Source organism: Roseibium sp. RP-7 (assembly GCF_053005225.1).
Window position 1 is genome coordinate 886,874 of record NZ_JBRKQA010000002.1, and the last position, 23,218, is coordinate 910,091.

Below are 23,218 nucleotides of genomic sequence, written 5' to 3' on the forward strand. Positions count from 1 at the left end.
GGAGCTCTAGAATGAAGTTCGTGAACCTTCCTTTCAGGAAGACTGCAACCGAGCCCTCAGCAACAAGGCATGAGCGGACCGGACAACCGGCACGGCAGCGCCCCTTTTTCGACTGGCCGATCAAGACCCAGCTGCAGATCGGCTTCGGCGCCATGCTATTGTGCGCCATCGGGGTCGGTGCGGGGGGCTTGTTCGCAAGCTCGGAGGTCAAGAACTCGGTAACGGTGGCGAAGACCGCCAACGAACTTCTGGGGAGCGTCCCCCGGTTGTTGTCCCACGCCCAGACATTCAGTCGCGATGGCAGCAGCCAGACGGCGGAAGCGGTTGCCGCAGACATTGGTTTGATTTCGCAGGAAAGTCTCGCCCTGTCTGAAAGCCAACCCCAGGCGGCAACGCAGTTCGCGAGCATCGTCGGCGATCTGGAGACCGGCTTTGCGACGCTGCGCGAGACACGGCAAAGCCGTGACACAGCGGCTGCGAACCTCGACACCCTCACCTCCGAACTGGTTGCAACCACCAATAAGGCCTTCGAGGAATACAAGGCCCTTGCTGCTTACAGATCCGCCCTTGCCATCACCAACGAAGGCAAGATGACCAACCTGTCCAACGTCAGCCCCCGGCTCAGCAACATGCGCATCACCACTGTGGTGCTGGCGCAGGAAGCCGAAACCTTTGCGGCAACACCAGACAAGACCCTGGCAAAGAAACTCGCGGACCGGGTGGATGCCCTCGACAAAGACGCGAAGGCGGTTCGCCGCACGGTGAAGACAGACACGATCAAGGACAGCGTCAAGGACCTCACCAAAAGCTCCAAGTCCTTTGAGAAGCTTCTGAAAGCGCACCTGAAGTCCCCAGAAGAGGACGCCTGGAAAAACAAACTGGAACCGGCCATCCTTGAACTGATCACCCTTGCCGACACGATCATCAAGGCCGCCGAAGCACCGATTGACGACCTCACGAAGGAACTGCGGGACTTCGACAAGGCGAGCGCCGATATCGCGCTTCTGTCGAACTACACCCAGAGTGTGGCGCGTAGCGTGCTCGGCATCCGCAGCGCCTATTCAGACTATCTGAACACATCCTCGCAAAACGCCGCCGATACATTCCAGCTCTATCTGGGCGATGCCCGCACGGAACTGGGCAATCTGGACACGGTGCGAACCTCAGCCGGCAAGAACACGTCTGACAAGGCTCTGAATGATCTTCTCAATGGTCCACTCAAGGCGCTTGTTACCGCCGGTGGCGATGCCTTGCCGAAACTGGAAGCCACCTTTGCCGAAGTCGTCACCTCGACAGCGGCACTGCGCGCAAGCGAACAATCCTTTGCCGCCGCCGCCTCCTCCCTGACGGAACAGGCAGAAATCATCAGCGCCAATTCCGGTGCAACCGCACTGGCAAGCGCCGTCGGCGCTCAAACGCAGATCACCATTACGCTTGCCCTGGCACTGCTTCTGGGCATCGCATTCGTCGTATTGCTCTCCACTGCCATCATCCGCCCGATCCGGAGCCTGACCGGTGCGATGCTCAAACTGAGGGACGGCGATACGGCTCTCGACCTTCCGGCTGCAAACCGCAAGGATGAAATCGGTCACATGGCTCAGGCCGTCGCAACCTTCCGTGACCGGGAAATCGAACGGATGCGGCTGGAAGAAGAAACCCTTGCAAGCCAGGAAGGTGTCCGCCAGCGCCAGGCCGCCGTCGATGCGCTTGTCGCCTCGTTCCGTCAGGATATCGAGCAGGCACTCGCCACGGTGACCGGCAACATGCATCAGCTCGACAACACGGCCGAGCAGCTTTCCGAGATTGCCCGCACGACGACAGGCAAGTCCGAAGACGTCAGTACCGCCTCCAGCCAGGCCAGCCAGAACGTCCAGACCATCGCCGCCGCCACGGAGGAACTCAGCGCTTCCGTTCAGGAGGTCGGCCGGCAGGTCAACGACACCCTCGTGCGCGTTGAGGAAGTTGCAGGGGCAACCCGCACTTCCAACGACCAAATCAAGGGCCTGTCGGCGGCTGCCGAACGCATTGGTGCCGTTGTCCAGCTCATCCAGGAAATTGCCGAGCAGACCAACTTGCTCGCGCTCAATGCGACCATCGAAGCCGCACGCGCCGGCGAAGCCGGGCGGGGGTTTGCCGTGGTTGCCTCGGAAGTCAAGTCACTGGCCGGTCAGACGGCCAAGGCAACAGAGGAAATCTCCAGCCAGGTGTCTGAAATCCAGCAGGCCACCAACGGCGCCGTGGACGCGATCAGCGCGATCATGGAAATGATGGAGTCCGTCAACGAGACCGCAGCCGCCATGGCAAGTTCCGTCGAACAGCAGGCCGGTGCCACCGCGGAAATCTCCACCGGCGTTTCCCAGGCTGCGGGCCAGACCGCAAGCGTATCGGAAAATATCGGCGATCTCTCCCGAGGCTCCAGCGAAACCAGTCTGTCTGCCCGTGAAGTGGAAGAAATCACCGGTGCAGCCACCCGGCAACTTGCCGAAGTCACCACACGGATCGACCGGTTCCTGCAGGATGTCGCAGCAGCCTGAGTTGGGGGTTCTGCAGAAACTGGATACCGGCGTCACCGATATCCAATCGCCGCCTTACACCTAACTGTCTTTAGTCATCCCGGACGCAGCGAAGCGAAGATCCGGGATGACCACGGATAGCTTTATCTTGGCGGCAACGCTGTGTGCCTACATCCCCTCACTCTGCATCCTGTGCCTCAAATACCTCCCGGGCCGCGTTGAGGCCGTTGATCGCTGCCGGCAGGCCGCCGTAGACGGCCATCTGCCAGATCGCCTCGACGACTTCCTTCCGCTCCGCACCGGCGGCAAGCGTGTGTTCAATGTTGATCTTGAGTTGCGGAGCCGTCTGCCCGCCAAGCACGGTCAGGGCCGCAATCGTGCACAACTGGCGAGTTTTCAGGTCGAGGCCCTCCCGGGCATAGTGCCGACCGTAAGCCCATTCGATCAGGCTTTCGGAAAATCCGGGCAGAAGATCGTCGTAACGATCACTGAGAATGGCTTCCAGGTCGGGGTTAAGTTTCTGCGTCAGCGCGCGGCCGCGCTCTAGGGCGGTGCTCATGTTCCGGAGCTTCCTTGCTTGGCGGCGCGCCGTGTTCGGTCCGGGCGCAGCTTTCGAAGGCCGGATCAACGGTCTCACCCGCTTCCATCCTTCTGTAGCGATCAATCTTATCGTCCAGGACGTCCAGCATCTCGGTGAACCGGGCAATATCGCCGACAACCTTTCCCCTGTGCGCTTCCAGCAGCTTCCGGCGCTCCGTCAACGAAGCTTCGCCCTTTGTACGCAGGTCCGCATAACGCAGCCGGTCCTTGATGCCCATACCGGTCGATTTCAGCCGGTCCAGGAAGTCGATCCACTTGAGGATCGTTGCATCGTAGACCCGCCGCCCACCACCGTCCCGCAAGGGACGCGGCAGAAGGCCGATCTTTTCGTAGTAGCGCAGGGTGTCGGTCGAAAGTCCCGATTTCTCGGCCAGGTCGCCAATCCGCATGTCAGTCTCCGAACGGAACGATTTCTCTCAGGTACCGGTTGGAGTGCACTCCAGGTCAAGCGTCTTTTTCAACTAAATCAAATCTGGCGACACGGTGCTGCATTGCTGACAGGGGTCAATCTTCTTCCGGTTCGGCCGTTTTCGAGGCATCCAGACCTGAAGACGGCAAGACCCCACCTCGCGACGTCGTGAACTTGGGGTGAGCGTCAATCAATTGACTGATCGGTCAGTTGGAAATATCAATCCCGCATGACCACGACACGCGACATTCTCATCGACACCGCCACCGAGCTCTTTCTGGGACGCAACTTCGGTGCCGTCGGCACCACGGAACTCTGCAAGAGCGCCGGGGTGAACAAGGGAACGTTGTACCACTACTTCCCTTCGAAGTCGGATCTTCTGGCTGCAGCGATCGAGCGATATGCCACGTCTTTCGGACAAGCGTTCCGCGACATTGCCGACAGTGACGCAGCACCGGAAGAAAAGCTCCGCCAGCTCTTCGACGTTCCCGCCAGGGCAAACCGGGACTGGAAAGCCCGGCACGGCTTTGCACAAGGATGCCTTGTCGGAAACATGAGCCTGGAACTCGGGGCGGTGGATATCCCTGTACGCGAGGCCATCAAACACGCACTGACGACGTGGAAAGCCCCCGTGCGCGATATCCTGCATCAGCTCATCGAGACCGGTTCACTCGCCAGGATCGATTGCGACAAGGGAGCAGATGTCGTCATCGGCCTCATTCAGGGCGGGCTTCTGCTGGCCAAGGCGCAGAACGACCCATCGCACATCACCCTTCTTGCCCCCGGCGCCCTCACTCATCTGAACAGCCTTAAACCCTAACCGCCGCCAGTTGCGGCAAACACCGGACGTCCGAGCACGCTTAAACACTACTTGACTGGTCGGTCAGTTGACACACGAAAGGAAACGACAAATGCCAAACATGCTTCAAATCGAACCCAGCCAGGCAACAGGAGCCACGAAGGAGGCGTTTGATGAGGCCAAGCGGCAATTCGGCGGCGTCATCAATCTCTTCAAGGTCACGGGCAATGCCCCAAATGTGCTGAAGGGTTTCCTTGCGCTTAATGCCGGCGTCAACGACGGCATAGAACTGACGGGCAAGGAGGTCGAACAGGTAGCCATGCTCGTTTCCGCACTCAATCGCTGCGATTATTGTGTCAACGTTCACATGAAAGTGGGCCAGATGCAGGGCGGCAGCGAAACCGAGATGCTGGCCGCAATGGAAGGCCGCGCGGAGGATGCTCGGACTCAGGCCCTGCTCGACTACGCAAATGAAGTCGTCCGCAACCGCGGTCAGGTGACCGCCCCGACGCTTGATGCAGTCCGGCAGGCCGGTTTTTCCGACAAGGCCCTTCTGGAAACCATCGGGATCATCGGGATCTACACCCTGATCCAGTATGTGCGGCACGTGGCGGATCCGGAGCATGATTTCCCGCAGGTTACCCAATACGACGCACAGCAGATGGGCGCCTGAACAAACGGCCCGTTCGCGTCAGCCCGATGACGCGAACGGGCCCCGCGATTGAACAGCCGCCACTTCATGATTGCCCAAACTTGAACGGGAGGAAGACGATGATCGACGTTCACCGAAAAAAAGCCCTGCCGGTCCATCCGGACCTGGTGAGACAGCTTGCAGGTGGTTTTGACCGGATCGGTGCATGGCATCCGGCCGTTGCGGACTGCAAGACGAGCGAAACACCTTCCGGCACGGTGCGCCACCTGACGTTGCCGGACGGCGCGATACTCCAGGAAGCTCGGACCGACGACGGAACGGTTCCCGGAACCTACAGCTACCGCATACTCTCTGGCCCCCTTCCCGTGCGTGACTACACTTCGACTTTCCGGATCCTTGCGACCGGCAACGGCTGCGAAGTGGAATGGTCGGGAAGGTTCGATGCTGAAGGCGCTTCAGAAGAGGAGGCACGTTCCGTGGTTGCCGGCATTTATGAAACGGGACTTCAGGCACTGGCGGCGATGGTTGCCGGACAGTCCGGCAAGACCCTACAACGCCGCAAGCCCTCCCCCTTGCCACAGGTGACCACGGTTCCGGAGATCCGTGCCGACGAAGCGCTTCGCGCTGTCTACGAAGACACCAAGGCCGTGCTGCAAGTGCCATGGATGGGCGTGGTGACGATGGCCTTTGCACAATATCCGAATTTCTACGCCGCCTTGTGGGGTGGACTGCGAGACCTTGCCGGAAGCGGGGAATTCGTTGCAGCCTGCGCGGAGCTGAGATCATGTGCAGAGCAGGAAGTTGCCGCCTTTTCGGTTCCCGAAATTACAAGGGATTTGCGCAAACGCGGGTATGCGGATCAGGAACTCGAGCGGATAAGAGACGAGATCGAGGTCTTCTCCCACGGCAACATGCCCTATCTCCTGATCGCGACAGCTGCCCGGCTTCTGATCGAGAACCATGACCTTGGTGAAAACAGCACCATTTCACCCTACGACAGCGAACACGGGCCGCGGCGACTGGGGGCACCGGTGCTCATGGAAATGCACCACGTCGACAGCCAGACGCGAGATGTCTACGACGACATCATGCGCACGCTCGGCCTGCCGTTCGTGAACACCGACTATCGTGCCCTTGCCCGCTGGCCGAGCTACTTTCGCCTCGCGTGGAATGCACTGCGTCCTCAGATCGAAACCACCGACTATGACAAGGCCTGCGAACGCGTTCACGACTGCGCGGTCAACCTTGCCCGGACGCTGCCCAACCCTGGCGGACTGACACCGGAAATCCTGCAAGCGGCGATTGCCCGCGACACCAACGCGCAGCCGGTTGGCGATGTGGTGCGGCTGTTTCAATGGTTGCTGCCGGGCCTGATCGTCAACGTCGAGGCCTTTCGCCAACAATTGATTTCGGAAACGTCCAATTGAAAAAAAGCGGCCGGCGGGACTTGCCCGGCCGGCCGTTGGAAAGGCCCCAAACAGGAGCGCTTTGAAGGTCGATCCGGCGAGGCGGTTTCCACCGCCTTCGCCTTAACGGCTGCAGGTGCCGTCTTGGTTCTGTTAAGCGAACCACCAGCGTTCGACGGCGCGGAAACCGTCCAGGGTCCAGTTGGCGGCAACCTTTTCCGGATGCTGGACCTTTTCGTTGTGCGCCATGACATAGCTGGCGAACATCGGAATAATCACACCACCGTCGGTGCGCACCAGGTTCTGCATTTCGCGGTACATATCGGCGCGCTTGGTTTCATCAAGCTCGGAACGTGCCGTCTTCAGCAACTGGTTGAAACGCTCGTTCTCCCAGTAGGTATCGTTCCAGGGAGCGCCTGACGCATAGGCCACGGAGAACATCCAGTCTTCCGTCGGACGTCCGCCCCAGTAGACCGCGCAGAACGGCTTTTTCATCCACACATCGGACCAGTAACCGTCATTCGGCTCGCGCGTCGGCTTGATGTTGATGCCGGCCTTGCTCGCGCTGTTTGAATAAAGCACGGCCGCATCGACGGCACCACCGAAGGCCGCATCAGCCGCTGAAAGGCTGACGTCAAGGGAATCGAGACCGGCCTGCTTCAGGTAGTATTTCGACTTGTCGGGATCGTAGGTGGTCTGTTCCAGGTCGTCCGCGAAGAAGCGGTTTGACGGGCTGATCGGATGATCGTTCCCAACCGCCCCGTAGCCGAACAGGATCTTGTCGACCAGTTCCTGGCGATCGACAGCATATTTCAGCGCCATACGTACATTGTTGTCGCTAAAGGGCGCCGTGCGCGTGTCCATCGCAAACGTGTAGTGCTGCGTGCCCGTGGTCGACAGGATCGTGACGTTCGGCGAGCGCTTGAACAGGCCGACAGTCTTCAGGTCCACCTGATCGATGACATCGACATTGCCGGTCAGGAGTGCTGACTGACGCGCTGCCGGGTCAACGATGGTCAGCAGCTTGACGTCGTCGAAATGCGCCCGGTCGGTCTTCCAGTAGTTCTCGTTCCTGGTCAGCTCGGCAATGACACCCGGCTGGTAGTTGGTGACCTTGTAGGGACCGCAACCGTCGCTGCTGGTCGGATCGATCTTGCCGTCGGAGGATTTCATGATCGGCAAGTGATAGTCGCTGACCACGAACGGGAAGTCTGCATTGCCCGCTTCCAGCGTGAACACGACACTGTCGCCGTCGACGCTGATGTCCTTGATGGGGTCGACGAAAGGCTTCGCCGCCGAGGTGCTGTTTTCGCCGCGGTGATAGTTGATCGAGGCCACCACGTCTTCCGGCTTGACCGTGCCGCCGCTGTGATACTCGATCCCCGGGCGGATCTTGAAAGTCCAGACCGTGGCATCGGGAGACGGCTCCCAGCTTTCCGCCACTTCGCCCACCAGGGTACCATCTGCGGTGATCTCGATGAGGTAGCCATGACGGGATGTGGCGAACACCTGTACGAAGACATTGTCCCAGGTGCCGGGGTCATAGTTTTCACTGGTGTTACCGGCGGCGATACCAACCCTGAACGTGCCGCCCTTCTTGGGTTGCGCGGCTGCCGGACCGATGGCGAACTGACCGGCAACAGCCGCTCCGCCGATCGCTGCCGCACCTTGCAGGATGCTGCGCCGGGAGACCCCGGACTGCAGGATGTGCTTGTTAAGATTTCCCATTTTCATGTCCCCTCTTTTTGATGTCCTCATTATGGAAATGACGCCGCGTGAACGTGTCCGCGCGAAAGAAATCTGCCCTGAACGTCCTTGATCCGGACAGAATTGCCAGCCACCAAGACGCCTGTTTTTCATACTATGCCGTTTTTGATTGATCGCTCAATTAAAAAAAAGCTAACACTTGCGGCAAGGTCCTCACTCGCGGCGGAGAAGCAGCATGGGAAAGCGCAAGAACATCCTGATCCTGATGGTCGACCAGTTGAACGGAACCTTGTTTCCGGACGGCCCGGCGGAGTTTCTGCACGCACCAAACCTGAAGAAACTTGCCGCCCGTTCGATTCGCTACGAGAACACCTACACTGCTTCGCCGCTCTGTGCGCCGGCACGCGCAAGCTTCATGTCCGGCCAGCTGCCACGCCGTACGGGCGTCTACGACAATGCCGCCGAATTCGCCTCCGACATCCCGACCTATGCCCATCATCTGCGCCGCGCCGGTTACACCACGTGCCTGTCCGGCAAGATGCATTTCGTCGGTCCGGATCAGATGCACGGCTTTGAGGAACGACTGACCACCGACATCTACCCTGCCGATTTCGGCTGGACGCCCGACTACCGCAAGCCGGGCGAGCGTATCGACTGGTGGTACCACAACATGGGGTCAGTCACGGGCGCTGGCATTGCCGAGATTTCCAACCAGATGGAATATGACGACGATGTCGCCTTCCAGGCCGTGCGCAAGATCCACGACTACGGCCGCGGCAAATACGACCGCCCGTTCTGCCTGACGGTCAGCTTCACCCACCCGCACGACCCTTATGTCGCCCGCCAGAAGTACTGGGATCTCTACGAGGACTGCGAGCACCTGCTGCCGCAGGTTCCGGCGATGGACTACGACGACCACGACCCGCATGCAAAGCGCATCTTCGATGCCAACGACTGGCGCAACTTCAACATCACCGAAGAAGACATCCGCCGCTCGCGACAGGCCTATTTCGCCAACATCACCTATCTGGACGACAAGATCGGCGAAATCCTGCACGCGCTCGACGCGATGGACCTGACCGAGGACACCACCATCCTCTTCGTTTCAGATCATGGCGACATGCTGGGCGAGCGCGGCCTGTGGTTCAAGATGAACTTCTTCGAAGGCTCGGCCCGCGTGCCCCTGATGGTTGCCGACGCAGATCTCGCGCCGAAGCACATTTCCGATCCGGTCAGCACGCTCGACGTTCTGCCGACCGTCTGCGACCTCGCCGGCATCGACATGAGCGAGATCATGCCCTGGACCGACGGCACCAGCCTGGTTCCGCTGGCAAAAGGCGAAGCCCGTACCGCACCGGTGCTGATGGAATATGCCGCCGAAGCCTCCTACGCCCCGCTGGTCGGCATCCGCGAGGGCGACTGGAAATACATCCATTGCGAACTCGACCCGCCGCAGCTCTTCAACGTGACGGACGACCCGCACGAACTGACCAACCTCGCCGCCGACCCGGCACATGCCGCAACCGCCGTGCGTTTTGCCGAAATCGCAGGGAAACAATGGGACATGGCCGCTTTCGACGCCGAAGTGCGCCAGTCCCAGGCCCGCCGCTGGATCGTCTATGAGGCCTTGCGCAACGGCGCCTATTTCCCCTGGGACTACCAGCCCCTGCAAAAAGCCTCCGAACGCTACATGCGCAACCACATGGACCTCAACATCGTGGAAGAAAGCCAGAGGTATCCGCGAGGAGAGTGAACCCGCTTTCTTCCTGGACCGGCTCGCTTACCCTTGTCATCCCCGCGCAGGCGGGGATCCAGTAAGCCTCTGACCTCGCGCATGTCCATTTACCGGCTCCAAGGGGTACTGGATCCCGGTCTTGGCTGCGCCAAACCGGGATGACAATGCTGAGCGAGACAGCCCCCGTCCGCCTTTAAGCCCCATGGTCCACCACCCCTCCTTGTCATCCCCGCGAAGGCGGGGATCCAGTGATCGTCTGACCTCAAAATTTTCCAGATACCGCCCCACGGACACCGCGATCCCCGATCCTGGCCCTGCCGAAGCAGGGCCACACCATGCGAGAAACCAGTTCACACAGAACTTCCCGGTCGACACACGGCGAGAGGTAATGGAAGCTCTGGCGGATCGATTATCTACGGAGGTCCCGATGCGATTGCCGAAGCTGCTCACAGCGCTCTTCTTCCTGCTCATTGCACTTCCCGCCAGCGCACAGACCTACAACGTCGAGGCCGGGCCGATCTGGAACAATGGTGACGCGCAGGCGAAATGTCCGCGTGTTTGCGGCGGGCTGGGAACGCGCTGGAATGGGCAGTGGCATACGACGGTACAGGGGCAGATGTCGGTCTGTGCGTGTGAGAAGGCCAGCCCGGGAGGTGAAATCCAGGCCGGGCCGATCTGGAACAACGCCGATGCGCAGGGCAAATGCCCCGGCATCTGCTTTGGCAACGGTCTCAGCTGGAGCGGCCAGTGGCGTACCACCGTGCAGGGACGCATGTCCGTTTGCGACTGCCGCTAGCCCGCCCGTGGGCGGGCGGACGCGACCGGGTGTTACTTCGTGCAGCCGTTGACATCGGCTGCGCAGTAGAACCCATCCGAGGAATTGCCGCAGCAATAAAGGAAACCGGGCGAGTCGCAGTAATACTCCGATGAACCGCAACGGCCGGCAACCTGCATCAATGGGCCCTTGTCCGTCGATGATCCCGGCAGTTCCACGGCGCCGGACAGGCGCGGCGACATGTTGGGCATCGGCGGCACTTCAAGCCCGCCATCCAGGCTTGCAAGGACAACTTTCGCTGCTGTCAGATCCGGCTGATGGGTCAGGTCCAGCGGATCGGCCCCTGCCGGGGTAACCGCGTAAAACATGCCGGTCATCAGCGTGATTTCAACAATAGTTCTCAGTCTCATCTTTCGCCTCCTCCGCGCAAGATGCAGCTTGTCTGCTTGTGATCTGATGGAGCCGATTATAGCACGAGACTGAAACCCCGAATATTCAGCAAACTACGCAGCACGCAAAAGATTTACAAAGAGAAACAACAGCCTCACGTGGGCACATCACCCTTTGAAGGTGTATTTTCCGGCGCGTGTGCCTGGGCTTCCAACGCGCCCAAACGTGGCGAAAATCCTGCCGAAAAGGCGCTCAAAGCCCTGCCGGAAACCTGGCCAGACAATATTTTTTGCACCCCTGATTTCGAACAAATTTCCGCCGCAATCCAAGCGCTGAATCCACGTCAGCAGGGTCAAGCGCGTCCCGCGTAAGCCACTCACCAGGCAGTGCTTTTGGACTTCCCAAGGCATGAGATGGATAGAGAACCCAAGCCGTCATGACGTTGGCAACAAGCCGTCATGGCCGCGAAACCACTGCACCTTCAAACATCTCTGTCCTTGAAAGGATATCTGCAATGGCCATTCGCGGCTTTGTCCTTGGTGCTGCCTTCCTTGCTGCCGGCCTGGCGCCCGCAGCTGCCGACAGCGTGACCGCTTCCGTAGAGACCTGGAACCCGGCAACTCGTACGCTTGTTCTGAGCGACAAGACACAGTTCCAGACTATTTCCAGCTTCGTCGCTGTGCCGGACACCATGGCTGCGGGAAAGACCGTCACCATTCACTACAATGGCTCGGAAAACGGCGTCGACTCGATCCTCTCCATAGAGGTTCAGCCCTAAGCCAGCGTCATGCCACTGCGCCACGAAACTGCCTCGGCCTGACGGAGGCTGATGGTGTGCCGCCTTCATTTTCCAGGATCCGCGACGCCCCCGAGACCGGATCCTGACGCCCCTTTTGCACAAGGAGACGTGAATGCCAAAATGGCTCATCGCGATTGCGACGGCGCCGTTGTTGCTGACTTTGCCCCCGCACGGCCTTCGGTCCGCGCTCGCAGATGAAATCGCAGGTAAGATCCTGTCCATCGATCCCTTCGAAGGCCTGTTTTCCCTTGAAGACGGGTCCAGGTTTCTTCTGACCGATACACTCAGTTCGCAAGATCTGATGATCGGATCGGAAGTCCTGATCACCTTCACGACAACAGTGTCCGGCGACCGCCTGGTGACCGCACTCCAGGTCGTGAACTGAACTGCCCGGCATCTCGCCCTGTCATTCTCACTATCCGGACAGGGCGAACACCAGCCCGATACTGGCCAAGGCCCCATCAAACGGCCAATGTCCAACTTTTCCATCGGCCCGCACGACCTGCCCTTCGCGGGCCGATATTTTTTCTGATCTTCATCCACCGACCTCCGCCTGTCGGTGGACTTCCTGACAGCCTTATGTCAGGAGACTGACAGGAAGTGGCAAAAAGCGGAACAAACCCGCAACCACCCCCTTTCCTCACGCGCGCAACCGGACCATATTGCGGCCATGAGCAAGCGCCCGACCAAATCCTCCTCCGACGACACGACCTCTGCTGACGGCTTCGGCGAAGCGCCCCAGAAGTCACTTTCGGGAACGCCCCTGTCCGGATCGATCAGTGATTGGGCAGCGGAAATATCGCAGGAAGCAGACAAGCCGGAGCCCAGGAAGGCAGCCCCCCGGAGCGCTGGTGAGGGAAAAGAGGATCGGAACGACGGTGCGCTGTCACGGAAGTCAGGCCGCAAGGCCGGTGCCACCGTGAGTGCGAAAAAGGAAAAGCCGACCAAGTCGTCACGCGGCACCTCCATCGGCAAGGCAGACAGCGCCCGCGAACGCGCGGCAGGCGGCCTCAACCCGGTGGCCGGTCTCGACATGTCTCTGGAAGAGGCCGAAAACCTCGAAAAGCAGCTCAAGCAGCACCAGAAAGACAACAAGAAGAAGAACAAGGAAAGCAAGTACGGCGAGCTGACCGGCAACCAGGGTGCCACTGCGACGGTGGAGGCGCTGTCCGCGCTGATCGAAAGCGGTAACCCCCTGCACAAGAACGGCGAGCTCTGGGTGCCGCATCGGCCGGAGCGCCCGGAGAAGTCCGAAGGCGGTGTGCCGATCGTCCTGAAGTCCGCCTATGAGCCCAAGGGCGACCAGCCGACCGCCATTGCCGACCTGGTGGAAGGCATGGAAAACGGCGACCAGACGCAGGTTCTGCTCGGTGTCACCGGCTCGGGCAAGACCTACACCATGGCGCAGGTGATTTCCCGCACCCAGCGTCCGGCGTTGATCCTGGCCCCCAACAAGACGCTGGCGGCCCAGCTCTACGGCGAATTCAAGTCGTTCTTCCCGGACAACGCGGTCGAGTATTTCGTTTCCTACTACGACTACTACCAGCCGGAAGCCTATGTTCCGCGCACGGACACCTATATCGAGAAGGAAAGCTCGATCAACGAGCAGATCGACCGGATGCGCCACTCCGCCACCCGCTCGCTGCTGGAGCGCGACGACGTCATCATCGTCGCCTCGGTGTCCTGTATCTACGGTATCGGCTCGGTCGAAACCTACACCGCCATGACCTTTGCCATCGAGGTTGGCGAGCGCATGGACCAGCGCCAGCTGATCGCCGATCTTGTGGCCCTTCAATACAAGCGCAACGATGCCGCTTTCCAGCGCGGCACCTTCCGGGTGCGCGGCGACACCATCGAGCTGTTCCCGGCCCACTACGAGGACACCGCCTGGCGCATTTCCATGTTCGGCGACGAGATCGAGTCGATCACCGAGTTCGATCCGCTCACGGGACAGAAGTCGGGCGAGCTGAAAAGCGTCAAGATCTACGCCAACTCGCACTATGTCACGCCCAAGCCGACGCTCAACCAGGCAATCAAGTCGATCAAGGACGAACTCAAGCACCGGCTTGAGGAGCTGAACCAGCACGGCCGCCTGCTGGAGGCTCAGCGGCTGGAACAGCGCACGATGTTCGATCTGGAAATGCTGGAAGCCACCGGCTCCTGCGCCGGCATCGAGAACTATTCCCGCTATCTCACCGGCCGCAAGCCGGGCGAGCCGCCCCCCACCCTGTTCGAATATCTGCCGGACAACGCCATCGTCTTCGCCGACGAGAGCCACGTCACCATTCCGCAGATCGGTGCCATGTACCGGGGCGACTTCCGCCGCAAGGCGACGCTGGCCGAATACGGCTTCCGCCTGCCGTCGTGCATGGACAACCGTCCGCTGCGCTTCGAGGAATGGAACGCCATGCGGCCGCAGTCCATCGCGGTGTCGGCAACTCCCGGTTCCTGGGAGATGGACCAGTCCGGCGGTGTCTTTGCCGAGCAGGTCATCCGCCCGACCGGGCTGATCGATCCGCCGGTGGAAATCCGCCCGGCTACCAGCCAGGTCGATGACCTTCTGGGCGAAGTGCGCGAAGTGGCCCAGAAAGGCTACCGCACGCTGGTGACCACGCTTACCAAGCGCATGGCCGAGGATCTGACGGAATATCTGCATGAAAACGGCGTGCGCGTGCGCTACATGCACTCCGACATCGACACGCTGGAACGCATCGAGATCCTGCGCGACCTGCGCCTCGGCGCCTTCGACGTGCTGGTCGGCATCAACCTGCTGCGCGAAGGCCTCGACATTCCCGAGTGCGCGCTGGTTGCGATCCTGGATGCGGACAAGGAAGGTTTCCTGCGCTCCGAAACATCGCTGATCCAGACCATCGGCCGCGCGGCACGTAACGTCGACGGCAAGGTCATCCTCTACGCCGACAACATGACCGGTTCCATGGAACGGGCGATCGCCGAAACCAACCGACGCCGCGAAAAGCAGCTCGCCTACAACGAGGAAAACGGCATCACCCCGGAAAGCGTCCGCCGCTCCATCGGCGACATTCTGGAAAGCGTCTACGAGCAGGACCACGTCACCATCGACGCCGGCTTCGCGGAGGAAGGCAACCTCGTCGGCCACAACCTCAAGGCCCATATCGAGGATCTGGAAAAGCAGATGCGCGATGCCGCAGCCGATCTCGACTTCGAGACGGCAGCCCGCCTGCGCGACGAGATCAAGCGCCTGCAGGCAACCGAGCTGGCCGTCGCCGACGACGCCATGGCCCGCCAGTCCGACGTCGACGGCAAGACCGGCGGCTACAAGGGCGACCGCAAGTTCGGTGCCGGCGGCACCAAGGAAGGCGCGAGCGGCAAAAAGAAACAAACCGCCCGCGACAAGGCCCAGGCCGCCAAGGACCGGAACGCCCTGCCCGCCCCCAGCGCCAAGGTGCGCAAGAACACCCTCGACGAAATGACCGTCGGCCGCACGGAAGTCCCCCTCGGCTCGTCAGACCCGGTCAAACCGCTGGTGCGAGCAAAGATCGGCGCGGGATCCTACGAAGACCCGGCAGAGGAGAAGCGCAACCGCGGACGACCAAAGAAAAGCGGGCGTCCGGGACGGTAAAGAGATCCCCCCGCTAGAGGGTATTCAAAAGCTCGACGGACCAGGATGACGAGGCTTGGATTGATCGCATCGCCCTGCTTTGTCGTCATCCCATGGCTTGACCATGGGATCGATGCCCTGACGGAGCCCAACACAGAAGCTTCGATTGTCGAACAGACACGGCATGGATTGCAGGGTCGAGCCCTGCAATGACAGTGGAAGCCTGAAGCTGCGAGGCGACCGCAGCCTCTCCTCCTCACAGTCATTCCGGACAAGCGCAGCAAAGCTGCGCGACGTTCCGGAACCCAGCGCATCAGCGCGAGCGGAGCTCGCACCTTAGTCACCTCTCCATGGGAAATGAGCGCGCCTGCGGCGCAGATTATGTCTGGATCCCGGATCTGCGTTCGGCGTTGCCGCACTTGTCCGGGAGGACGGGTGGGTGGGGATGAGTCTGCGGGTATCCAGGAAATCCAAGGGGGCTGCGTGGCGCTTTACAAAAGCGCCGACGACGATAGGTCCAGCTCGTCAGACCTTGCGAAACCAGCAGATCTCTCCTCCCCACAGTCATTCCGGACAAGCGCAGCGAAGCTGCGCGACGATCCGGAACCCAGCGCATCAGCGCGAGCGCAGCTCGCACCTCAGTCCCCTTATCCATGGGAAATAAGCCCGCCAGCGGCGCAGACGATGTCTGATCTGCGTTCGGCGTTGCCGCACTTGTCCGGGAGGACGAGTGGGTGGGGTTGAGGCTGCGGGTATCCAGGAAAACCAAGCGGTCTGCGTGGCGCTTTACAAAAGCGCCGACGACGATAGGTCCAGCCATTCCGGGTTGCTGCGTTCGATGAGGTCGATCTTCCAGCTGCGCCGCCATTTCTTCAGCTGTTTTTCCCGAAGGATTGCCTCATCCATCCGTTCAAACCGTTCTGCATGAACGAGCCTGGTAACCCCGTAGGTCTTGGAGAAGCCGTCGATCAGGCCGTTCTGGTGCTCGTAGAGGCGGCGCGGGAGATTGGAAGTCACACCGATATAGAGCGTGCCGTTGCGGTTCGAGGCGAGAATGTAGACGGCAGCGGGCATGGAGCGACTATTCCGTGCATCGCCAAGCCTTGCAAGAAACAAGGTCATGCCTGCGGCATGAAATATGTCTGGGTTCCGGATCGGCGCGCAGCTGCGCTACGCTTGTCCGGAATGACGGGTGGGTGTGGTCAGGGAGGGGTAACTCTGACGGTAAATCCGTTTTCAAAGCTGCCCCCATCGCGCCCTAGGACTCGGACGCGTGAGAAGTGTGGCGAGCTTTTCCTCCCCACCGTCATTCCGGACAAGTGCAGCAAGGCTGCACGCTGATCCGGAATCCAGCGCGTCAGCACGAGCGTAGCTCGCTCATCTTCTTACGAGATCTGAGCCGCTCAGATGCCCTTGAACAGCACGCCGGCGGCCAGCACGGCCCAGGAACCGATCAGCAGGTGGACGGTGGACACGCCGATGCTCGGGACGGCGACGCCCAGCATGGGAAGCACCGCGACAACGAAAAGGGCCAGAGAAATCAGGAAAACGATAATGGAAGGGGGTGTCAGTCGCATGAAGACCTTCGAAAATGGTTCTGTCGTATGTGTCGCTCGCCTACGGAGGGTCGGCCAGGCGAATCGTATCAATCCCGGACCACCCGGAGAATTCCGGCGCGGACCGATCTGTGCGGCCACATGAGCCGGGCCATCAGGAATTGTCAATGTCAGTTATGGCAAGGATGGTGCCTTCCCACATCTGACGAGACCTTCCTGTCCCGGGCCCGGTTCGTGGCAGGAAACGCGGCGCCAATAAACTTGGCGCCGCGCCGCTATCCTGTTACCTGCGCGCGCTCAAAAGCGGCGTGATGTTGCGGATCGTCACGCGGCGGTTGCGCTCTTCAGCGCCTTGCGTATCGACCTTCAGATAGTCCTCGCCATAACCCTGAACGACCATGTTCTCCGGCGACACGCCATAAATGTCCGCCAGAATACGGGCGACGGTTTCAGCACGGCGGTCGGAAAGCGCGAGGTTGGAAACATCCGAGCCGACAGCATCCGTGTGACCTTCGATTAACAGCACTGTCGTCGGGTCCTGATCGATCAGGGCCTGGGATGCGCGGGCGATGTCCTCAAGTTGCGGAACCTGGCTCTGGCGTACCACGGCGCTGCCGGTGTCGAAGGTGATCGTGTCGAGATCCACCCGGCGTACCTTGTCGCGCAGGCGTTCGTTTTCACGAATATCCCGCAGGGAATAGGCCTGTTCCACCTGTTCCACCGGCGGCGCGGTGAAAGTCTGGTAGATCTCGTCATAGTTCGCCCGGCCCGCCGGAACGATGTAACGATCGCGCGGGATGCCGACTTCCAGCGGCGGCAGTTCGCGGTCGTAGTTACGGCGACGGTGGTTGTATTCGCGATTGTCGATCAGCACATATTCGCGGCCATCCGGCAGAAGGCGTGAGCGGTAAAGCACATAGCCGCCCTCGTCGCGGATGGTGATGATCTTCACGCCGTTGGTGCGGGTGACGGTTTCGCGCGTGCGGCCGCCACGCAGGCGTTCGGCGTGGAACTCGTCATCGCCATAGCGCAGCAGACTGCTTTCGTCCTTGCGCACGAAATATTCGCCGTCCCGCTCGACGATGATACGGTCCCCCTGATCCTCGACCACCTTGCCGCCAAGGGCCGGGATCAGCATGCCGACGCCGACACCAACAGCCGCGGCGCCAAGCAGTTCCAGCCTGCGATCGCGGGCTTCATCACGGCGGCGTTCTTCCTTCGCCTTGATTTCGGCGCGCTGCGCTTCCGTTGCGTCGTCCGAGACGACGGCCGCCGGTTCTTCCGCCGGTGCGGCCGCCTGGGCCGCGATCGGCTCACCCGGCTCCTCGGTCACGGTTTCATCTGCCGCGGTGGCTTCGACCGGGGCGACAGCAGGTGCAATCTCTTCAGAAGGCTGCGGCTGTTCCGCTGTTTTCTGATCGGCACCAGCTTCATCGGTAGCGGTTTCTTCCGCAGCCGGCTCTGCTGGGGCGGTTTCCTCGGCACTCTTCTCGGTGCTCTCCTGCGCAGTGGGTTCCTCGGCCGCAGGCGCTTCAGTCGAAACGGCATCCGCCGGCTGCTCTTCCGCCCGAGGTTCCGTGCTCTCCGCGGCATCCGCCTGTCCGGCATCAGCCGGTTGCTCTTCCACCGGTTGTTCGGATGCCGGCTCGGCCGCGGTCTCTTCCGCAGGCGCCGCTTCTTCGACAGGAGCTTCCGGCTTTGCCTCCGGCGCGGTCGTTTCTTCCGCGGCCAGGGGTTTTTCCACCGGCGCGGTTTCTTCAACCGGCGCGGCGGGTTTTTCGGCAGGAGCTGCCTCTTCCACGGGGGCTTTAGGTTTCGCCTCAGGCTGCGCATCTTCTGTCGCGACGGGCTCAGTAGCGGCAGGCGCCGGCTCTTCCGCCTGGGTTTCCTGAGCAGCTTCGGGGGCAACATCTTCCACCGCACCTTCTTCAGGTGCCGGCTCAGCAGGCGCTTCTTCAGACGGAGCTTCCGCGGCAGGAGTTTCCGTAGCAGGTGCTTCCGTAGCAGGTGCTTCTGCGGCGGGGGCTTCTTCGGCAGGCGCGTCAGTGGCTGGCGCTTCTTCCGCAGGTGCGGCTTCCTGATTCTTGCAGGCTTCCTGATCCGGGTTAGCCGCGCAATCGACAGTCGTCTCCTGAGCACGTGGCACACCCGGCTGCAGCGGCAGGCCGATCGCCAGGACAAGTGCCATGGCCGTTGAATTTCGAAGCAATCTCGACGTCATTCTTTTCATCCTCTCGCCCCCCAACGAACTTTCCCGAACCGATCACGGCCTGGAACACTCGAAGGAAAACAAGTGACCAGAGCTTTTGTTCCAACGTCATTTTCGCGGATGCGGTTGTGGCCTCGCGTCACCTCGACTTTCCGTACATCCGTCTTTCGCCCGATTGACTTGCGGTCACACAGGGTCATGGTGGGGTGGGGTCCGGCGACCAGCCGGCATTGTCAGAGGGGGCTGACATGACAAAACAAATACTTGCATTTTCATCGCTCGCGCTGGTCCTTGCCGGGCCGGCGGCAGCCGAACTCGCGAGAACCGAATTCGGCGACTGGTCGCTACGTTGCAACGAGAAGACCTACTGCATTGCCGAAACCGAAGGCACCGGTTCCAATGACGAAGCGTTCAGGCTTAAGGTGGAACGCAGCGCCAAGGCAGACGCGCAGGTTTTTGTAACCCTCAGGCCGAAAACGCCACTCGAAACCGGCATGCGCGCCCGGATCGAAATCGAAGGTGACGAGGACAATGTCGGTTTCTTCGGCAAGGCTTCAAAGGTCTACACCGGCAATGAGATGACCTTCGGTGGTGACGCCGACCGGGACCTGATCGAAAACCTGCGCCTCGGCCAGGGCGCTTCGATCCAGATCGAATTTGGCGGTAGCGCGGGCACTATCACCTACGAAGTCTCGCTCGTCGGCATCACCCATGCACTCCTGAAAATGGATGAAGTGCAGGGTCGCATCGGCCGGCAGGACGCCATCGTGGCCTGGGGTGGCTTGCCTTCTGCCAAAGCCACCGGCATTGCCGCAGCCGCCGCTTCATCCGCGTCACCGGAACAGCCTGCTCCCGCCCCGTCTCCGGCACCAGCCGAAACCGTTGCCGAGGTACCCGTCGACGATCTGCCGCCACCGATTCTGCCATCCCAGGAGACCAGCAACAGCGGCGTCAACCGCGGCGAGATTGGTCAGGTCTATACGGTCAGCGAGCTTCCGGACGAGATCCAGATGATGGGCTACCGCACGCTGGGGTGTCAGCTTGCGGAAACGGTGCCCGCCTTCGGCGCGCAATACTACGCGGAAGGCGACGTGGAGACCTGGGTCGTTCCCTGTCAGATGGCCGACCTCAACGTGCCTTACTACCTGGCGATGCATGTTCCCTTCGATCCGTCGCTGGACGAATGGAAGGAGTTCGAGACACCCCCCGGCTTCAACCAGCCCAACCATGCCCTGGTCAACAACCTGTTCTACGACCCGGGCAGCGGCCAGGTGACGGGCACCACCTACCACTCGCCCAACTACGACTGCGGCACCTTCGAGCGCCACGAGGTAGAAGCTGAAAGCGGCAACTACACCCTGATGGAACATCTCGAAAAGACCGACTGCGACGGCATCACCGGCCCGCCCGAGGGCTGGCCGGTGAGCTGGACGATCGACGAGATGGGGGACTAGAGCCTTCGCCCCAGAACACCAACATCAATCCGGACAAGCGGGGCGCAAGCCGAGAGCCGATCTGGAATGGCGGTCGATTGATGCTTTGGGCGGACCTATTGCTTCTCCGGAAACAGCCCATGAAAGACTGCACACTGGACCATCAGGACGCCGTTCATGGTCTGGGCATTCATGTCGACGACGATTTCCGCATAGGCCGAGTGCGATCCCATGATGGTTTCAAGCTGGAGCTTGCATTCTTCAATGTCGCCGTCTGTCTCGATCGCCAGATCGGTTGTTTCCCCACTGCCGATGTCGAGCTTCAGGGACAGGACAAGCGGGTCTTCATCGACATGGTTTCCTTCAGCAACGGCCAGAATATCGCTGCCCGCAATCCGGTAGGTGTGAAACACCTGATAGGCACTGACAGGGAGGTACGAAAAGAAAAAGAGAGCAAGACCCAACAGGAATGTCTTTTGGAAAATACGCATATCTGTCTCCGCGGAAACTTTCAGAAATCCCCGGCATTTCGGCGGATACGGCAAGTGACGTCAACTGCAATCAGTGAAGTTTGAGACAACCCGGCCCGGATTTAACGGGGGACCGCCGGCAGAACGAAAAACAAAACAATGGCAATCGCGAAAGCCGCCAGCGCCAGAAAATAGAGCCGCGCGATGCGGCGGCGTCCGGGTTCAGCCTCGTCACCAAACCCGCCAGGCGTGAACATCCGTTTCCACATGCCAACGCCCTTCAGCGGCGAAAACGCAGCCTCCTCCAGAAGGTTGAGACGCTTGATGAACAGAAGAGCGCTCACATAGCCGGCAATCATCAGGAGAAATGCCAGCGTCATGAAGGTCGTGAAGATCAGATAAGCGGGTGTCATGCCCTCTCTCCTTCCCACTTCGGAACGGCCCGCAAACAGTCTTTGCGGCATCTGCGGCCCGTTGCAACCCGCCACACTTGTTAACCATAGGTGCAAATCCGTTAAAATGCCGGGGATATCTGTCTTTTGAGGGTAACACTTCACACTGTATTCTGCGGTCAGCTTGCCCTGAGTCGTTGAAACCGCCAGCGCTTATGGGTTAATAAAGAGTTAAAGTTTTGCGTATCTTTCGCCGGGCGGCGCCGGCGGGAAAGTCAGGAGACAGGAATGGGCATTTTCTCGAAATCCTCGCGCCCCGGCGGTGACCAGGAGCAGCGGGTCGAGACCGTGAAAGAGGCAAGCGAAATTCAGGAAACCGCGCAGGCTCCTGAAAAGAGCAATATCGAGCATCTTTCCCCGTTCGCCCTGAAAATGCAGGAAAAGATGAACCATCTGGACGGGCTCAAGTCCCGCATCGGCGGTCTGAACCAGACCTTCGAACAGATGGCTGCGTTTGCTGCGGAAAGCCAGACGTCGATCCGCCTGATGGCCGAATACCTTGAAGGCTCCCGGACAACCGTGGAAACCGAGGTCCGGCTGAAATCCGAAAACGCCAAGATCTCCACCGACCTGCTTGACGCCGAACACAAGGTCCGGACGCTCACCACCCAGCTGGAAGATGCCCAGGCCGAAGTCCATTCCCTGCGCAAGCGTGCAACCGAGACCCGCACGGCGCTGGAAACCGCCCGTAACGACATCGTCTCCATTCGCGACAACAACAAGAAGGTCAACGAGGAATACCGGCTGCAGAGCGCCAAGCTCGTGGAAGCCAATTCCCAGGTGTCTGATCTCTCCGGCAAGCTCAACGACCTCAAGGCCAAGTTCGAGACGCTGGAAAAACATGCCGAGAGCCTCGGTTCGGATCTGGAAGCGGTTCGTCACCGCGAAAAGGAACTGCAGCAGAACCTGTCCGAAAGCGCCAAGCTGCTGGAAGACGAAATCCGCAAGAACAACCAGGTCACCAGCGAGCTGGAAGCGGTCAAGCGCGAAGTCGGCGAATTCCGCAACGACAACATCGACCTCAAGTCTCATCTGGATGTTGCCAATCAGGAACTGGCCTACGCCAAGAGCCGGCTTGAGGAAGAACAGCGCAAACACGACAACGAGGTTTATGCGCTGAACGCGGAAATCGAAAACCTCTCGTCCCAGCGCCGCATCGGCGCCCAGTCTCTGCAGGAGATGGCGCGCGAGAACTCCACGCTGAAGGAACGCAGCCGCGATCTTCTCAAGCGCATGCAGGAAATCGAACATCTGCTCGACAGTGCGCAGAAGAACCACGAAAAAGACCGCAACGAGCTGATGGCGACCACCGCCAAGCTGCGTGAGCTGAACCTGCGCTACAACTCGGCCCTGACGGACCTGAACCACCAGCGCAACCAGAACCAGAAATATGCCGACAATCTGGAAGATCTGATCGAAGAGAACAAGCGTCTGCAGCGTTACAAGATTCAGGTCGACACTGCCAACGAGCAGATCGTCCAGCTGAAGTCGGTCATCGTCAACTATCAGATGGCAATGGAAGGCCGCGGTCCGGCCGAAGAACTCGGACTGACCGAAGGCTACGATCCGGCTGCCGAGCTTGGCATTACCGAGCCGCTTTCGAACGAATTCGAGCCGATCGACATTGACGGCGACGGATCCGACGACGACGGTCCGGACGACAACACCCCGACCGGCGGTGACGACAAGATCGTCAAGCTGCGCGACTGACGCAGCCCTCTGTCCGGCATTTG

At 60.4% G+C, this 23,218-nt stretch carries 20 protein-coding genes; 11 read left to right on the plus strand and 9 right to left on the minus strand.

Annotated elements, in window-relative coordinates; translation table 11 throughout:
• The first annotated feature begins 11 nt into the window (after positions 1 to 11).
• Positions 12 to 2,534 (plus strand): methyl-accepting chemotaxis protein, encoded by a 2,523-nt coding sequence (locus ACVDG9_RS18790; protein WP_206906903.1) that lies wholly within the window; start codon positions 12 to 14, stop codon positions 2,532 to 2,534.
• Between the two features lie 157 nt (positions 2,535 to 2,691).
• On the opposite strand, the gene ACVDG9_RS18795 is transcribed toward ACVDG9_RS18790, so the two are convergent.
• On the minus strand, positions 2,692 to 3,072 hold the full coding sequence (locus ACVDG9_RS18795; protein ID WP_022997985.1) for a carboxymuconolactone decarboxylase family protein: 381 nt from the start codon (positions 3,070 to 3,072) through the stop codon (positions 2,692 to 2,694).
• Positions 3,026 to 3,502, minus strand: a complete 477-nt coding sequence (locus ACVDG9_RS18800) for a MerR family transcriptional regulator (RefSeq protein ID WP_447238694.1) — start codon at positions 3,500 to 3,502, stop codon at positions 3,026 to 3,028. Before ACVDG9_RS18800 ends, ACVDG9_RS18795 begins: the two co-directional genes overlap by 47 nt.
• A gap of 249 nt (positions 3,503 to 3,751) precedes the next feature.
• Between ACVDG9_RS18800 and ACVDG9_RS18805 the strand changes: the two genes are divergently transcribed.
• From ACVDG9_RS18805 to ACVDG9_RS18815, 3 genes are all read left to right on the plus strand, one after another.
• Complete coding sequence (locus ACVDG9_RS18805) at positions 3,752 to 4,342, plus strand: TetR/AcrR family transcriptional regulator (protein ID WP_447238695.1); 591 nt, start codon at positions 3,752 to 3,754, stop codon at positions 4,340 to 4,342.
• A 91-nt stretch (positions 4,343 to 4,433) separates the two neighbouring features.
• On the plus strand, positions 4,434 to 4,994 hold the full coding sequence (locus ACVDG9_RS18810) for a carboxymuconolactone decarboxylase family protein (protein WP_228871932.1): 561 nt from the start codon (positions 4,434 to 4,436) through the stop codon (positions 4,992 to 4,994).
• A 98-nt stretch (positions 4,995 to 5,092) separates the two neighbouring features.
• On the plus strand, positions 5,093 to 6,400 hold the full coding sequence (locus ACVDG9_RS18815; protein ID WP_447238696.1) for an SRPBCC family protein: 1,308 nt from the start codon (positions 5,093 to 5,095) through the stop codon (positions 6,398 to 6,400).
• A 132-nt stretch (positions 6,401 to 6,532) separates the two neighbouring features.
• Here the strand turns inward: ACVDG9_RS18815 and ACVDG9_RS18820 are convergent, their stop codons facing one another.
• Positions 6,533 to 8,107, minus strand: a complete 1,575-nt coding sequence (locus tag ACVDG9_RS18820; RefSeq protein ID WP_035909848.1) for an ABC transporter substrate-binding protein — start codon at positions 8,105 to 8,107, stop codon at positions 6,533 to 6,535.
• Between the two features lie 214 nt (positions 8,108 to 8,321).
• Between ACVDG9_RS18820 and betC the strand changes: the two genes are divergently transcribed.
• Both betC and ACVDG9_RS18830 read left to right on the plus strand, forming a co-directional pair.
• Positions 8,322 to 9,839 carry a choline-sulfatase gene (gene betC / locus ACVDG9_RS18825; protein WP_447238697.1) on the plus strand — a complete coding sequence of 506 codons (1,518 nt, stop codon included), beginning with the start codon at positions 8,322 to 8,324 and terminating at the stop codon, positions 9,837 to 9,839.
• Positions 9,840 to 10,248: 409 nt separating this feature from the next.
• Positions 10,249 to 10,617 (plus strand): mannan-binding lectin, encoded by a 369-nt coding sequence (locus tag ACVDG9_RS18830; RefSeq protein WP_447238698.1) that lies wholly within the window; start codon positions 10,249 to 10,251, stop codon positions 10,615 to 10,617.
• A 32-nt stretch (positions 10,618 to 10,649) separates the two neighbouring features.
• Here ACVDG9_RS18830 and ACVDG9_RS18835 read toward each other — a convergent pair whose 3' ends face one another.
• Positions 10,650 to 11,006, minus strand: a complete 357-nt coding sequence (locus tag ACVDG9_RS18835) for a hypothetical protein (RefSeq protein ID WP_055655753.1) — start codon at positions 11,004 to 11,006, stop codon at positions 10,650 to 10,652.
• Positions 11,007 to 11,500: 494 nt separating this feature from the next.
• Here ACVDG9_RS18835 and ACVDG9_RS18840 point away from each other — a divergent pair, with 494 nt between their 5' ends.
• The 3 genes from ACVDG9_RS18840 (at position 11,501) to uvrB (ending at position 15,386) form a co-directional block, all read left to right on the plus strand.
• A complete protein-coding gene (locus tag ACVDG9_RS18840; protein WP_447238699.1) occupies positions 11,501 to 11,764 on the plus strand; it encodes a hypothetical protein in 264 nt (87 codons plus the stop codon).
• A 133-nt stretch (positions 11,765 to 11,897) separates the two neighbouring features.
• Positions 11,898 to 12,170 (plus strand): DUF1344 domain-containing protein, encoded by a 273-nt coding sequence (locus ACVDG9_RS18845; protein WP_447238700.1) that lies wholly within the window; start codon positions 11,898 to 11,900, stop codon positions 12,168 to 12,170.
• 285 nt (positions 12,171 to 12,455) lie between these two features.
• The gene (uvrB, locus tag ACVDG9_RS18850; protein WP_447238701.1) at positions 12,456 to 15,386 is read left to right on the plus strand and encodes an excinuclease ABC subunit UvrB; all 2,931 of its coding nucleotides are present in this window, start codon (positions 12,456 to 12,458) and stop codon (positions 15,384 to 15,386) included.
• Positions 15,387 to 16,151: 765 nt separating this feature from the next.
• Here uvrB and ACVDG9_RS18855 read toward each other — a convergent pair.
• The 3 genes from ACVDG9_RS18855 to ACVDG9_RS18865 all read right to left on the minus strand — a co-directional run bounded on the left by ACVDG9_RS18855 (position 16,152) and on the right by ACVDG9_RS18865 (position 19,109).
• Positions 16,152 to 16,439, minus strand: coding sequence for a GIY-YIG nuclease family protein (locus ACVDG9_RS18855; RefSeq protein ID WP_055655763.1), 288 nt, complete (start codon positions 16,437 to 16,439; stop codon positions 16,152 to 16,154).
• Between the two features lie 329 nt (positions 16,440 to 16,768).
• On the minus strand, positions 16,769 to 16,942 hold the full coding sequence (locus ACVDG9_RS18860) for a hypothetical protein (protein WP_022997999.1): 174 nt from the start codon (positions 16,940 to 16,942) through the stop codon (positions 16,769 to 16,771).
• A gap of 262 nt (positions 16,943 to 17,204) precedes the next feature.
• Positions 17,205 to 19,109, minus strand: coding sequence for an OmpA family protein (locus ACVDG9_RS18865; protein ID WP_447238702.1), 1,905 nt, complete (start codon positions 19,107 to 19,109; stop codon positions 17,205 to 17,207).
• Positions 19,110 to 19,378: 269 nt separating this feature from the next.
• On the opposite strand from ACVDG9_RS18865, the gene ACVDG9_RS18870 reads away from it, so the two are divergent.
• Positions 19,379 to 20,584 (plus strand): DUF1176 domain-containing protein, encoded by a 1,206-nt coding sequence (locus ACVDG9_RS18870; protein WP_447238703.1) that lies wholly within the window; start codon positions 19,379 to 19,381, stop codon positions 20,582 to 20,584.
• A gap of 95 nt (positions 20,585 to 20,679) precedes the next feature.
• On the opposite strand, the gene ACVDG9_RS18875 is transcribed toward ACVDG9_RS18870, so the two are convergent.
• Complete coding sequence (locus ACVDG9_RS18875; protein ID WP_206906888.1) at positions 20,680 to 21,054, minus strand: hypothetical protein; 375 nt, start codon at positions 21,052 to 21,054, stop codon at positions 20,680 to 20,682.
• A 101-nt stretch (positions 21,055 to 21,155) separates the two neighbouring features.
• Positions 21,156 to 21,446: a hypothetical protein gene (locus ACVDG9_RS18880; RefSeq protein WP_447238704.1), complete on the minus strand. Its 291-nt coding sequence runs from the start codon at positions 21,444 to 21,446 to the stop codon at positions 21,156 to 21,158.
• Positions 21,447 to 21,713: 267 nt separating this feature from the next.
• On the opposite strand from ACVDG9_RS18880, the gene ACVDG9_RS18885 reads away from it, so the two are divergent.
• A complete protein-coding gene (locus ACVDG9_RS18885; protein WP_152505824.1) occupies positions 21,714 to 23,195 on the plus strand; it encodes a coiled-coil domain-containing protein in 1,482 nt (493 codons plus the stop codon).
• Positions 23,196 to 23,218: the final 23 nt, after the last annotated feature.